Raw genomic sequence first — 13,060 nt, 5'->3', positions numbered from 1 at the left:
TCATGCGAAGTCCTTTCACGCGCCGAGGGTGTGTCCGTCGGCGCGCAGTTCGCGGCGCGTGCGCCCGGCCAGGAAGCCCGCGAGCAGCTCCTCGCGGCCCGGGGCGAGTTCGTAGGCCAACAGTTTCCGGGCGGCCAGTGGATCGGTGGGGCCCGTGCCGTAGGAGGGGCACAGATCCGCGACCGGACACACTCCACACGCTGGTTTGCGCGCGTGGCACATCCGTCGCCCGTGGTAGATCAGTTCGTGGGACAGCTCGGTCCACACCGCGGGCGGGAACAGGGCGGCCACGTCCGTCTCGACCTTGACGGGGTCCTCCTGGTCGGTCCAGCCGAAGCGGCGCGCGAGCCTGCCGAAATGCGTGTCCACCGTGATCCCGGGGACCCCGAACGCATTACCGAGCACCACGTTCGCGGTCTTACGCCCCACGCCGGGCAGGGTCACGAGCTCGGTGAGCGTACCCGGGACGCGGCCGTCGTACTCGTCCACGATCCGCGTGGCCAGCCCCTGGATGGAACGCGCCTTGGACCGGTAGAACCCGAGCGAGCGCACCCGTTCCTCGACGTCCTCGGCCGGCGCCTCGGCCAGCTCCCAAGGCCCGGGGTATGCGGCGAACAGCCCCGGCGTTACCGAGTTGACGCGCACGTCGGTGGTCTGCGCGGAGAGCACCGTGGCCACGAGCAGCTGCCACGCGTCGTCGAAATCCAATTCCGCCACGGCGTACGGATAGCTGTGCGCGAGCTCGCGCTGGATCCGCCGCGCGCGCCGCGTCGTCGCCAACCGCGTTTCGCCCCCGGTACGACGACGCCGCGCGGCCGCCTGCTCGGCCTGGCGCGGGGGCACGAAGCGCACGTGGGCAGCGGCGGCCGGGGAGTCCATGTCCTCGATCATGGTGGCCGCCGTGGCGGTGGTCAAACCGCGCGGCCGCCGTGACGGTGCGCGCGACACCGGCAGCCATGGATCGAGCACGGGCGGGAACCTCGACTACGCTGGAGAACAAGAATGTGAACTGAACCACGTGCCCGCGAGCGGCACGACACGGCCCAGGTAAGGAGCACCATGTCCCCGGAATCCGCAGCATCCCAGTCGAAGACCTACGCACCCAGCGAGGAGTTCGCCACCCAGGCCAACGCCACCGCGGAGCTGTACACGCGGGCCGAGGAGCAGGGTGAGGAGTTCTGGGCGGGCCAGGCCCGCGAGCTGCTGACGTGGTCCACCCCGTTCACCGAGGTATTGGACTGGTCCAACCCGCCGTTCGCCAAGTGGTTCCAGGACGGCACCCTGAACGCCGCGTACAACGCCGTGGACCGCCACGTGGAGGCCGGCAACGGGGACCGCGTGGCCCTGTACTTCGAGGGCGAGCCCGGGGACAGTGCGTCCTACACGTACGCGCAGCTCAAGGACGAGGTCTCCAAGGCCGCGAACGCGTTCGAGGCGCTCGGCGTGGGCAAGGGCGACCGCGTGGCCGTGTACCTGCCCATGATCGCGGAGGCCGTGGTCACCATGCTCGCGTGCGCGCGCATCGGAGCGATCCACTCGGTGGTCTTCGGCGGCTTCTCCGCGGACGCCCTGCGCTCGCGCATCGAGGACGGCGAGGCCAAGCTCGTGGTCACCGCGGACGGCTCCTACCGCCGCGGCAAGCCCACGACGCTCAAGCCCGCCGTGGACGCCGCCCTGGAGAAGGGCGGGAGCTCCGTCCAACACGTGGTGGTGGTCAAGCGCAACGGCGAGGACGTCGCGTTCCAGGACGGCCGTGACGTGTGGTGGCACGAGGTCACCGAGAACGCCTCCACCGAGCACACGCCCTCGGAGCAGAACGCCGAGGATCCGCTGTTCATCCTCTACACCTCCGGCACCACCGGCAAGCCCAAGGGCATCCTGCACACCACCGGCGGCTACCTCACCCAGGCGGCGTTCACCCACAAGAACGTGTTCGACCTCAAGCCGGAGACGGACGTCTACTGGTGCACCGCGGACGTCGGGTGGGTCACGGGCCACACCTACATCACTTACGGGCCGCTCGTGAACGGCGCCACCCAGGTGATCTACGAGGGCACCCCGGACTCCCCGCACCGCGGCCGGTTCTGGGAGATCGTGCAGAAGTACGGCGTGAGCATCCTCTACACGTCCCCCACCGCCATCCGCACCATGATGAAGTGGGGCGAGGAGATCCCCGGCGAGTGGGACCTCAGCTCGCTGCGCTTGCTGGGCACCGTGGGCGAGGCCATCAATCCCGAGGCCTGGACCTGGTTCCACCGTGTGATCGGCGGCGAGCGCTGCCCCATCGTGGACACGTGGTGGCAGACCGAGACCGGCGCGATCATGATCTCCCCGCTGCCCGGGGTCACCCACGCCAAGCCCGGTTCCGCGCAGGTCCCGCTGCCGGGGATCGCGGTGGACGTCGTGGACGACGCCGGCAACTCCCTGCCCAACGAGACCGACGGTTTCCTGGTGGTCCGCAAGCCGTGGCCGTCCATGCTGCGCACCATCTGGGGGGACGACGACCGTTTCGTCAACACCTACTGGGGCCAGTTCGGTGACAAGTACTTCGCCGGCGACGGTGCCAAGCGGGACGCGGACGGGGACGTCTGGATCCTGGGTCGCGTGGACGACGTCATGAACGTCTCCGGCCACCGCCTGTCCACCCCCGAGATCGAGTCCGCGCTGGTCTCCCATCCGTCCGTGGCCGAGGCTGCCGTGGTGGGCGCCCAGGACGAGACCACGGGCCAGGCGGTTTTCGCCTTCGTGATCCTCTCGGACCAGGCCACCGCCGAGAACCGGGACGCCGCCGAGCTCGCCGAGGAGATCCGCGCGCACGTGGGCCGGGAGATCTCCCCGATCGCCAAGCCCAAGAAGGTCTTGATCGTCCCCGAGCTGCCCAAGACCCGCTCGGGCAAGATCATGCGCCGTCTGCTCAAGGACGTCGCCGAGGACCGTCCCGTGGGTGACGTCTCCACGCTCGCGGACCAGACGGTCATGCAGCAGATCGTGGACTCGCTCGGCCAGAAGTAACCCCAGCCCCGGCGGACGACGCCGCTGCGGTGCCTCGCGTGAAGAGGTCATCGTGGCGGCGTCGTCCGGTGTTGTCAGGGTGTTCGACGACGCCGCACTGTTCGTCGGTGCCGCGCTGTTGGTCGGTGCCGCCTTGTTCGGAGGTGCCGTGTCGCTCCACGTGACCGTGTTGTTGAATGGAGCCATGAGTGAGCTGCCGATCCACGTCCTGAATGGGCCCAATCTCAACACCCTGGGCACCCGCAAGCCCGAGATCTACGGGCACACGACCCTTGCGGACGTCGAACGCAATGTGCGCGTCCGCGCGCAGTCGTACGGGCTGGACGTGGTGTTCGAGCAGTCCAACTATGAGGGGCAGCTCGTGGACTGGATCCAGCGGGCGCGCACCGAGGCGTGCGGGATCGTGATCAATCCCGCGGCGCTGACCCACTACTCCGTGGCCCTGCACGACGCCCTGGAGATGTGCGAGATGCCGATCGTGGAGGTACACATCTCCAACGTGCACCGCCGGGAGGCCTTCCGGCACACGTCCTTCGTGTCACCGCAAGCCACGGCCGTGATCGCCGGTGCCGGTGTCCTGGGGTACGAACTGGGCGTGCAGGTGATCGCCAACGAACTGGGTAAGAACATCGAGAGTTAGGACGCACCCATCACCGCAGCAGATCCACGGTCCGGTGTGCTCCTGGTCCACAGGCGCATCGACGAGTCCTTCCACCATGTGGCCGCCGCCGGGGACGTAGAGCTGTTCGCCGATGCGTGGTTGCCCGGCGGCCACGAGGTGTACTGGGAGCAGGTCAAGGACACGTGCGTGGAAGCCGCGGTGCTCTACGAGGGGTGCATGTTCTCCTGGGCATTCCGGCCCATGTCCCGGAGGACCTGGTCTCGTCCCTCGAGGAACTGGGCAGGCCCGAGGTGGCCGAGCGGATGACCACGCTCACCGCGCAGGGGACCATGCCCGGGACCGGTCTGACCATGCGCCCCGAGAAACTCATCGAGGCCTACGGACTGGCTGCGCTGGGGTGGCGCCAGGAGATCGGTGACCCGCGGGCCATCATCGACACGGTCGACCGGCGCATGGCGGACGAGGACTGGTTCGTCACTGCCCTGTGGCAACCGCAGTACCTCAACGACGTGTACAAGCTGCGCCCGCTGCGTGATCCCCTGAATGCGTCCTTGGCCCCGGACCGCGCCTCCCTGCTGGCGCACTCGGTACCCGGCCACCGCTCGTCCGTGCTCGACCGCCGGTCATCGGTGCTCAGCCGCTGCTTGTCGGTGTTCAGCTGCTACCGACAGGATGTCCGCTCAGGACACCACGCACTGACCCGTGGGGACGGACTCCGTGGAGTCCCCCGCCGCGGCGAGGATCTCGGTGACACGAGCCACGGGGATCGCATACCCCACCTGGTCCGTGACGGCCTTGGCGAAGACCACGCCCACGACCTCACCGTCCGCGTTGAGCAGCGGACCGCCCGAGTTGCCCTGCTCCACGTTGCCCGCGATCTGGATGATGCTGCGGGTCTGGGTCTGCCCCGTGGTCACGTTCTGCACGGGGGCCACCGCCTGACCCTGGATCGTGGCCGGGCGCAGCGTATAGGGACCGCCCAGCGGGTAGCCCGCGAAGGACACGGTCTGTCCGCTCGTCACCGAACCCTGCAGGGCCAGGGGTGCCTCGGGCAGATCGGGGACGCGCAGCACCGCGAGGTCGGACGCGGCGTCGTACTGCACGGCCTGCGCGCGGTAGACGCGACCGTCGCGCGTCTGGACCACGGGCTGGTCCACGCCCGCGACCACGTGGGCGTTGGTCACCACCGTGCCGGGCTGCGCCACGAATCCCGAACCCGTCTGGTTCTGGGCGCACTGGGCGGCCGTGCCGTAGACCTGGACCACGGACTGGCCCGCGTCCGCGACGCTCTGGGTGTCCGGGGTGTCCGTGGGGTCCGGGGCGGCCTGGGACGGGAAGAGCAGTTCGTCCAGCTGCCGGATGCCCTGGGCGCCGCTGATCGCGTTGCGGGTCTGTGTCATGGCCTGGCGCACGGGCTCCGGGGTGACCCGCTCGATACCGCGCAGCACCTGCGAGGACGCGACCTGTTGGGACAGTGCGGGAAGGCCCAGCTGACCCACGAGCGAACCCACGAGCCCCATGACCAGGGCGGCCACGACCACGTTGAGCACCCCGCCGCCCACGCGGTCCAGGATCCCCAGTCCCGTCCTCTCGGTGATCCGCGCGAGGGCATTACCCGCGATCGACCCCAGCCACTGACCCAGGGCCAGGGCCACGAGGACGGTGAGCAGCACGGCCGGGATCCGCCATTCGTCCGAGACGTAAGCGGACACCACGGGGCCGGCCCAGAACGCCACCACGGCGCCGAGCACTAGCCCCACGAGGGACGCGAACGAGCGGAAGAACCCTCGGCTCAGCCCTGCGACGAGATACGCCACCAGCGCCACGATCAGCAGCACGTCCAGGATGTTCAGGGACAGGGTCATCGAAGTCCTCACGGAGGGGGAACACGCGGGGATCGGGTGCGTGCTCAGCCGAGCATACGGTGGGGGGCTGGGTAAATCGTGGATCGTGAACGGTGGATGAACACGAGCGGGAACACCCGGAACTCGCAGCGCGTTCACACCGGGCATAACCAGCGGGGTGGGCCCGGGCGGTGTGAAATTCGTTACGATGGAACGTACTCAGATCATGTGCCCCTGTCCGGGCTCATCCGCAATCCGTGAGGAGTTTTACCTTGGATACAGACGTCCTACGCCGCGCTCCGCTGTTCGCTTCCTTGGACGATGAGGCGTTCGCCGCTCTGACCGAGGAGATCACCGAGGTGAACCTCTCCCGCGGTGCCACCCTGTTCTACGAGGGTGATCCGGGGGACCAGCTCTACTTCATCGTCTCCGGCAAGATGAAGCTTGGGCGCACCGCGAGCGACGGTCGCGAGAACCTCGTGGCCGTCATGGGTCCCGGTGAGATCTTCGGCGAGATGGCCCTGTTCGACCCCAGCCCCCGCTCCACCTCCGCGACCGCCGTGTCCGAGACCCGCCTGGACGGGCTCAAGCACGAGAACCTGCGCAAGGTCATCCAGCGCTCCCCCGAGGTCTCCGCGCAGCTGCTGCAGGCGCTCGCCCGGCGCCTGCGCCGCACCAACGAGAACCTCGCGGACCTAGTGTTCTCGGACGTCCCCGGCCGCGTGGCCAAGGCCCTGCTGGACCTCGCGGACCGGTTCGGCCGCCCCGCCACGGACGGCATCCTGGTGGCGCACGAGCTCACCCAGGAGGAACTCGCCCAGCTCGTGGGTGCCTCTCGCGAGACCGTGAACAAGGCCCTGGCCGAGTTCGTCCAGCGCGGTTGGATCCGCCTCGAGGCGCGCGCCGTGGTCATCCTGGACCTGCAGCGCCTCAAGCAGCGCTCCCGCTGACGCCGGTTCTTCCGCCGACGGCGCTCGTGGCACCCGCCACGGGCGCCGTCGCCTTTCACACGGGATGCGTGAGGGGTGCGTGAGGGCGCGCGGGACGCGACCCACCCGGGAGGTCACTCGTCCAGGACGAGGACGGGTTCGCCGTCGCGCAGATCCAGTCGGGGACTCTTGACCCGCAGGTCCCGCCGGGCCGCGAGGAACGCCACCGCCGAGCCGGCGTGCGCAACCGCCTCGAGGGCGCACTGCACCCCGGGGGTCGTGAGCTCGTTGAGGTCGAAGTGCCAGGGGTCGTCGGTGAGGCTGGCTTCCTCCGACTGGCGCCGGAACAGCTCCGGCACCGGTGTGGACCACGGGTCCTCGAACAGGGCGCGCGCGTCCACCCAATCGAGCCACGCCATACCGCGCTGCGTGGCCAGCGGCACGGGTCGCTGGCCCACGGGAACGGCCGCCGAATAAAACTGCAGGTCCACGCGCTGGTGGATGAAGTCCGAGGTGATCCAGTGGGACAGCGGCCGGAGGCATTCGCTGTGGAACGTGAGACTGCGCTTGGCCAGCAGGTCCGCGAAGGAGAACTCCTCTGCTGCCAGCCGTTCCCGCGAGGTCATCCAGTCCGCGCCGTCCACGCTCTCGGCGACACCGTGACCCGGGGTTCCCGCGAGCAGGATCCCGGTCTCCACGAACACCTTGCGCGCGGCGGCCACCACGCTGCGGCGCGTGCGGCCGATGTCCTCCGAGAGCACCTTGTGGGCCCACTGCGCGGGGGTGGGGCCGTGCCAGTCCAGGGGTTCGTCGTCGCTGGTCTCGCACACCCCGCCGGGGAACGAGAGCGTGCCCATGGACTGGCGGCCCGGGCGGTGGAGCATGAGGGTCTCCACGCCGTGCTCGCCGTCCCGCACGAACACGGTGGCGGCGCCGTGGCGGGGGGCGGAACCGTGCAACCCCAACCCTCGTTCCATCCAGGCCCGGGCGGCCGTGGAATAGGCGCGGGGCACCGCGAAGATGCGTTCGTTCCCGCGGCCCCCGCTCATCGTCAGTGGAACTCGACGATCAGTTCGACCTCCACCGGGGAGTTCAGCGGCAACACGCTGACACCCACGGCGGAGCGGGCATGCACGCCGGCGTCCCCGAACACCCGGCCCAGCAGGGTGGACGCGCCGTCCACCACGGCGGGCTGACCGTAGAAGTCGGTCGCGGAGGCCACGAAACCCGTGACCTTGACGATGCGTTGGATCCGGTCCAGGTCCTCGATCTGGGACTTCACCGCGGCCAGGGCGTTGAGCGCGCAGCGTTCGGCGAGCTCGGCGGCCCGTTCCGGGGACACGGTCCCCTCGGCGCCGGAATCGCTCACCACGCCGGTCTCGAGTAGTGACCCGGACACCAGCGGCAGCTGGCCTGCGGTGTAGACGTGCTTCCCGCTCACCACGGCCGGGGCGTAGGCCGCGAGCGGCCGGGCCACGCTCGGCAGTTCCAGACCCAGCTGCGCGAGCCGGTCTTCGTAGCTCTTGTCCATGATGTCCTCTTCCCCGCGGGTCAGTTCTTGGGCCGCTTGAAGTAGGCGATCGGGTTGGTCTGGACGGGGGCGTTCACGTTGCCCGCGGGGGTGTCCGCGGCCTGCGTGCCGGGCAGGACGGTCACGAGCTCCCAGCCGTCCTCACCCCAGTTGTCCAGGATCTGCTTGGTGGCGTGGATCATCAACGGAACGGTGGCGTATTCCCATGTGGTCATGGCCACCACACTACTGGTCCCGCCCCCCGCAGCGCGCCGGGAGCGTTCCCGCACGAGGTTCGCGGGCCGTGTGCCCCCCCTCACCGGTACACGATTCGCACAGGACCCGGCCTATAGACTGGCCCAATGGCATCACGCAACAACTCGGGCTCCGAGCCCACCTCGGTACTGGGCAACATCGTGGCGTTCATCGCCGTGTCGGTGGTTGCCGGGGTGGTGGCGGCCGGACTCCTCGTTCCCCCCGCCGCGGCCGCCGGACTGGCCGCCAACGCGTCCATCGGCTGGTTCAAGTCCCTTCCCGCGGACATGGAAATGGGCCCCCTCTCCCGTTCCTCCACCGTGGTGGCCAAGGACGGTTCCGAGATCGCCACGTTCTTCGCGCAGAACCGGGAACCGGTCTCCCTGAACCAGATCTCCCCCAACATGAAGAAGGCGCTGCTGTCCATCGAGGACCGCGACTTCTACGACCACGGCGGTGTGGACCCCTGGGGCATCGTGCGTGCCATGGGCAATAACGTGTTGCGCCCCAGCAACCGCCAGGGTGCCTCCACCGTCACGCAGCAGTACGTGAACAACCTGATCATCGATCAGCAGGTCCGGGCCGGCGAGCAGGCCAGCACCATCGGTGCGGACAAGGGCATCGTGGACAAGATCAAGGAAATCAAGCTCGCGCTGTCCATGGAGCAGGAGAAGTCCAAGGACGAGATCCTGGAGGGCTACCTCAACATCGTGCTCTTCGGCGGGCAGAACTACGGTGTGCAGGCGGCCTCCGAGTACTACTGGGGCATCCCGGCCTCCCAGCTGAGCATCGCGCAGGCCGCCACGCTCGCGGGCATGGTGCAGTCCCCCAACTACTACGATCCGCAGGTCAACCCGGAGGCCTCGGTGCAGCGGCGCAACGTGGTGCTGGACACCATGGTGCAGACCGGCGCGATCACGCAGCAGCAAGCGGACCAGGCGGCCCGCGAGCCCCTGAACCTGGACATCCACCCCACGAGTTCCGGGTGCTCGGCCGCGCGGACCGCTCCCTACTTCTGTGACTACGTGGAGAACCAGGTCATGCAGTCCAACTCGTTCGGTGCCACGCCGGAGGAGCGCCTGGCCACGCTGCAGCGCGGTGGTCTGACGATCACCACCACCCTGGATCCCAAGGCCCAGCGGGCCGCGGACACCCAGGTGAACGCGACCCAGCCCAAGGACGACAACCCGGACAACGTCTCCACGGCGTTGGTCTCCCTGGAGCCGCGCAACGGTCACATCGTGTCCATGGCGCAGAACACCAACTACTCCGCCGCGGAGGGCACCTCCAACACGACGTACAACTTCAACGTGGACAGCTCCATGGGCGGTGCCGGTGGGTTCCAGGTGGGCTCCACGTTCAAGCCGTTCACCCTGGCCCAGTGGATCAACGCGGGCAAGGGCATCAAGGCGAGCGTGGACGCGCGTCGTCTGCACTACCCCGCGGACTTCCGTTGGAAGGCCTCGTGTCTGCCCAACGGGTACAAGATCGAACCGGGTGAGGACGGCAACGGGTTCAGCTTCCAGAACGCGACCGAGGGATACGCCCGGGTCATGGACGTGGACTACGGCATCTACAACTCCATCAACTCGGCGCTGTACGCCATGGCCGCGGACCTGGACCTGTGCGAGATCGGTGAGTTAACCAAGGCCATGGGCATCCACGACGGTAAGACCGGTGATCCCGTGGACACCACCGTCCTGTCCTCCCTGTTGGGTGGTTCGGTGGACATCTCCCCCATGACAATGGCGCGTGCCTTCTCCGGCTTTGCGAACGACGGCGTGATGTGCGAGCCCCGCGCTGTCACCAAGGTCGTGGACTTCACCGGGAAGAACTACGACGTCCCCGGTGACAGCTGCCAGCAGGTGATCAAGAAGGAGGTGGCCCAGGGCGTGAACGAGGTGCTCAAGCAGGTGCTCGTGCGCGGTTCCGGGTACCAGCGCTCAATCGGGCTGCCGGATGCCTCCGCCGCCAAGACCGGCACCACCGACAACTCGACCCAGACCTGGATGCTCGGCTACACCAAGGGCCTCGCGACCGCCTCGTGGGTGGGTAACTACGAGTTCGGTTCCCGCTCCCTCAACGGCCTGAGCATCGGCGGGCGGACCGGCGGTTCGGGTACCGAGTGGGTGGACGGTGCCACGTACGCGGGTGGCCAGTGGCAGAACTACATGCGCACCGTGGCCCCCGACTACGACACCTCCCGGTTCTCCTCGCCGACGTCCAGCGTGATGTCGGCGCGCAAGTAGTGGCGGACTCCACCGCATCCGCCCCGGTCGCCCGCTCCCTCGCCGCGGCCGGAGCGGGCTTGTTCGCCGCTGGCGCCGGGACGCTCGCGTGGGCCTCACTCGGGGAGCGGCGTCGATTCCAACTGCGCCAGGAGACGGTGCGTGTGCTCCCGGAGGGCTCCCGGCCCGTGCGGATCCTGCACATCTCCGACCTGCACACCGTGCCCGGGCAGGAGGCCAAGAAGCACTTCGTGCACTCGCTCGCCGCACTGCGCCCGGACCTCGTGATCGACACGGGTGACAACCTCTCGCACCTGCGCGCCCTGCCGTACCTGCTCGAGATCCTGAAGCCATTGTTCGCGTTCCCCGGGGTGTACGTCCCGGGGTCCAACTGCTACTTCGCGCCGCAGCTCAAGAATCCCGCGCGCTACCTGTGGCGCACCACGAGCGGCGAGAAATCGGACGAGGCCCCGCGGTTGCCCACCGAGGACATGCACCGCGCGTTCGACGAACGCGGCTGGAACGGGCTCATCAACCGCGCCGAGCGGCTCAACATTGCCGACACCGTCATCGACTTCTCCGGCGTGGACGACCCCCACCTGCGCTTCGACCGGCACCCGGGCTTCCCGCGTGAGCAGGACGGGCCGGCCCACGTGCGCATCGGCGTGGCGCACGCGCCGTACGTGCGCACGCTGGACCGTTTCGCCGCCCACGGTGCGGACATCGTCTTCGCGGGTCACACCCACGGCGGTCAGGTCTGCCTCCCCGGGGGCCGCGCGCTGGTGAGCAATTGCGACCTGGATCCCGCGATCTGCAAGGGATTGATCTCCCACAGGGGCGTCCCGGTGAACATCTCCCAGGGCCTGGGCGAGTCCCGCTTCGCCCCGGTGCGGCTTTTCTGCCCCCCACAGGCCGTTCTGGTCACGCTCACGGACTAAGGTTCTTCCCATGGCACCGATTCGACTCCCCCTCCCCACGCGCCGACCCGACGACGCCGCCCCGGCTCCCCGCGACTCTCCGCTGGACCGCGCGGTGGCGAGGATCGAGCGGGAGTGCGGCAGCGGCGTCGTCGTCACCGGGGAGCTGGAGCGGCGCGCGGTGGCTCACGACGCCTCCCACTACCTGATGCAGCCCCGCGCGGTGCTGCGCCCGCGGGACACGCACGAGGTGGGGCGGATCTTCGCCGCGGCCGCGGACACGGACGCTGGCCTGACCCTGCGCTCGGGCGGCACGTCCCTGTCGGGGCAGTCCGTCACGGACCAGATCCTCGTGGACGTCCGCCGCCACTTCAAGAGCGTGGAGGTCCTGGATCGGGGTGCCCGCGTGCGCGTGCAACCCGGGGTCACCGTGCGCCAGGTCAATGCGCGGCTGGCTCCGCACGGGCGGGCGCTGGGCCCGGATCCGGCCAGCGAGTCCGCGTGCACGCTGGGCGGAGTGGTGGCCGACAATTCCTCCGGGATGGCGTGCGGCACCGAGTTCAACACGTACCGCACCCTGGAGTCCATGGTGCTCGTGTTGCCCTCCGGCACGGTGCTGGACACCGCCGCCCCGGATGCTGGTGAGCAGCTGCGGGCCCGAGAGCCCGACCTGTTCGAGGGCCTGCTCCGGCTGCGGGACCGCGTGCGGGGCAATCCGGAGTCCGTGCGGACCATCCAGCGACTGTTCGCCATGAAGAACACCATGGGCTACGGGCTGAACTCGTTCCTGGACCACGAGGACCCCGTGGCCATCCTGGAGCACCTCATGATCGGCTCGGAGGGCACCCTAGGGTTCGTGGCGAGCGCGACCCTGCGCACCGTGCCCGTGCACCCGCACGTGGCCACCGGCCTGCTGGTGTTCCCCACCGTGGTGGCCGCCACGAGTGCCGTTCCGGACCTGGTGGGCTCGCAGTGCGCCACCCTGGAGCTGATGGACGCCACGTCCCTGGCGGTCTCGCAGCGCACCGGACTCGCGCCGCCCGCGATCATGGACATCCCGGTGGGCCAGCAGGCCGCACTGCTCGTGGAGTACCAGCACGACACCGCGGCAGGTGTGCGGGAACTGGCGGAGGCGGCGGCGTCCACCTTCGATGCGCTCGAGCTGGCCGGGCCGGTGGCCCTGACCACCGACCCCCGCGAGCGCGCGAGCCTGTGGACCGTGCGCAAGGGGCTCTACACCACCGTGGCGGGCAACCGACCGCAGGGCACCAACGCGCTGCTCGAAGACGTGGTGGTGCCGGTGGACCAGCTGGGCGGCACGTGCGAGGAGCTCACCGGACTCTTCGACGCCCACGGCTACCGGGACTCGGTGATCTTCGGCCACGCCAAGGACGGCAACGTCCACTTCATGCTCAACGAGCAGTTCGATGATCCCGTTTCGTTACGCCGTTACGAGCAGTTCACCGAGGAGATGGTGGAGCTCATCCTGGGCCGCGGGGGCTCGCTCAAGGCCGAGCACGGGACCGGGCGGATCATGGCCCCGTTCGTGCGGCGGCAGTACGGGGACGAGCTGTACTCGGTGATGGTGGAGCTGAAGGCCCTGATCGATCCCGGCAACCGCTTCAACCCCGGGGTGATCCTCACCGAGGACCCGCGCGCGTACCTGCGCGATCTCAAGACCGCGCCGGCCGTGGAGGAGGAGGTGGACCGGTGCGTGGAATGCGGATACTGCGAGCCGGTGTG

At 69.0% G+C, this 13,060-nt stretch carries 11 protein-coding genes and 2 pseudogenes; 8 read left to right on the top strand and 5 right to left on the bottom strand.

The window, feature by feature from the left end:
• Positions 1–15 precede the first annotated feature (15 nt).
• Positions 16–879, bottom strand: coding sequence for an endonuclease III (gene nth, locus B3I25_RS10525; protein WP_286739027.1), 864 nt, complete (start codon positions 877–879; stop codon positions 16–18).
• Between the two features lie 180 nt (positions 880–1,059).
• Between nth and acs the strand changes: the two genes are divergently transcribed.
• The 4 genes and pseudogenes from acs to B3I25_RS12450 all read left to right on the top strand — a co-directional run.
• Positions 1,060–3,012, top strand: coding sequence for an acetate--CoA ligase (gene acs / locus B3I25_RS10520; RefSeq protein ID WP_286738898.1), 1,953 nt, complete (start codon positions 1,060–1,062; stop codon positions 3,010–3,012).
• Positions 3,013–3,196: 184 nt separating this feature from the next.
• Positions 3,197–3,652, top strand: a complete 456-nt coding sequence (gene aroQ / locus B3I25_RS10515) for a type II 3-dehydroquinate dehydratase (protein WP_064846707.1) — start codon at positions 3,197–3,199, stop codon at positions 3,650–3,652.
• Positions 3,653–3,688: 36 nt separating this feature from the next.
• Positions 3,689–3,940: a hypothetical protein gene (locus B3I25_RS10510; protein ID WP_286738896.1), complete on the top strand. Its 252-nt coding sequence runs from the start codon at positions 3,689–3,691 to the stop codon at positions 3,938–3,940.
• Positions 3,847–4,158, top strand: a pseudogene (locus tag B3I25_RS12450) (glycine betaine ABC transporter substrate-binding protein); the annotation flags it as partial. The gene B3I25_RS10510 and the pseudogene B3I25_RS12450, both read left to right, overlap by 94 nt.
• A gap of 156 nt (positions 4,159–4,314) precedes the next feature.
• Here B3I25_RS12450 and B3I25_RS10505 read toward each other — a convergent pair.
• The gene (locus B3I25_RS10505) at positions 4,315–5,499 is read right to left on the bottom strand and encodes a MarP family serine protease (RefSeq protein WP_064846629.1); all 1,185 of its coding nucleotides are present in this window, start codon (positions 5,497–5,499) and stop codon (positions 4,315–4,317) included.
• 251 nt (positions 5,500–5,750) lie between these two features.
• Here B3I25_RS10505 and B3I25_RS10500 point away from each other — a divergent pair, with 251 nt between their 5' ends.
• Positions 5,751–6,428 (top strand): Crp/Fnr family transcriptional regulator, encoded by a 678-nt coding sequence (locus tag B3I25_RS10500; protein WP_085106205.1) that lies wholly within the window; start codon positions 5,751–5,753, stop codon positions 6,426–6,428.
• A 113-nt stretch (positions 6,429–6,541) separates the two neighbouring features.
• Here B3I25_RS10500 and B3I25_RS10495 read toward each other — a convergent pair whose 3' ends face one another.
• The 3 genes from B3I25_RS10495 to B3I25_RS10485 are packed head-to-tail and all read right to left on the bottom strand — an operon-like array spanning position 6,542 to position 8,153.
• Complete coding sequence (locus tag B3I25_RS10495; RefSeq protein WP_064846627.1) at positions 6,542–7,456, bottom strand: hypothetical protein; 915 nt, start codon at positions 7,454–7,456, stop codon at positions 6,542–6,544.
• Between the two features lie 2 nt (positions 7,457–7,458).
• Entirely contained in the window at positions 7,459–7,938 is a 480-nt protein-coding gene (locus B3I25_RS10490) for a RidA family protein (protein ID WP_098053753.1), read from the bottom strand.
• A gap of 20 nt (positions 7,939–7,958) precedes the next feature.
• Entirely contained in the window at positions 7,959–8,153 is a 195-nt protein-coding gene (locus tag B3I25_RS10485; protein WP_035965209.1) for a DUF4177 domain-containing protein, read from the bottom strand.
• Positions 8,154–8,279: 126 nt separating this feature from the next.
• Between B3I25_RS10485 and B3I25_RS10480 the strand changes: the two genes are divergently transcribed.
• From B3I25_RS10480 to B3I25_RS10470, 3 genes and pseudogenes are all read left to right on the top strand, one after another.
• The gene (locus B3I25_RS10480; RefSeq protein ID WP_286738894.1) at positions 8,280–10,421 is read left to right on the top strand and encodes a transglycosylase domain-containing protein; all 2,142 of its coding nucleotides are present in this window, start codon (positions 8,280–8,282) and stop codon (positions 10,419–10,421) included.
• The gene (locus B3I25_RS10475) at positions 10,421–11,338 is read left to right on the top strand and encodes a metallophosphoesterase (protein ID WP_286738893.1); all 918 of its coding nucleotides are present in this window, start codon (positions 10,421–10,423) and stop codon (positions 11,336–11,338) included. The genes B3I25_RS10480 and B3I25_RS10475 overlap by 1 nt, the downstream gene beginning before the upstream one ends.
• A 10-nt stretch (positions 11,339–11,348) precedes the next feature.
• Positions 11,349–13,060, top strand: a pseudogene (locus B3I25_RS10470) (FAD-binding oxidoreductase); the annotation flags it as partial.

The organism is Kocuria sp. UBA1838 (genome assembly GCF_002338785.1).
GTDB lineage: Bacteria > Actinomycetota > Actinomycetes > Actinomycetales > Micrococcaceae > Kocuria > Kocuria marina.
The sequence above is the reverse complement of the archived record's forward strand: the minus strand, read 5'-3'. Positions and strand labels throughout refer to the sequence as shown.

What these genes read in the sequence shown, in the direction of transcription:
- nth (WP_286739027.1), bottom strand. Translation starts at nt 879, where the DNA reads ATGGACTCCCCGGCCGCCGCTGCCCACGTGCGCTTCGTGCCCCCGCGC.
- acs (WP_286738898.1), top strand. Translation starts at nt 1,060, where the DNA reads ATGTCCCCGGAATCCGCAGCATCCCAGTCGAAGACCTACGCACCCAGC.
- aroQ (WP_064846707.1), top strand. Translation starts at nt 3,197, where the DNA reads ATGAGTGAGCTGCCGATCCACGTCCTGAATGGGCCCAATCTCAACACC.
- B3I25_RS10505 (WP_064846629.1), bottom strand. Translation starts at nt 5,499, where the DNA reads ATGACCCTGTCCCTGAACATCCTGGACGTGCTGCTGATCGTGGCGCTG.
- B3I25_RS10495 (WP_064846627.1), bottom strand. Translation starts at nt 7,456, where the DNA reads ATGAGCGGGGGCCGCGGGAACGAACGCATCTTCGCGGTGCCCCGCGCC.
- B3I25_RS10490 (WP_098053753.1), bottom strand. Translation starts at nt 7,938, where the DNA reads ATGGACAAGAGCTACGAAGACCGGCTCGCGCAGCTGGGTCTGGAACTG.
- B3I25_RS10485 (WP_035965209.1), bottom strand. Translation starts at nt 8,153, where the DNA reads ATGACCACATGGGAATACGCCACCGTTCCGTTGATGATCCACGCCACC.
- B3I25_RS10480 (WP_286738894.1), top strand. Translation starts at nt 8,280, where the DNA reads ATGGCATCACGCAACAACTCGGGCTCCGAGCCCACCTCGGTACTGGGC.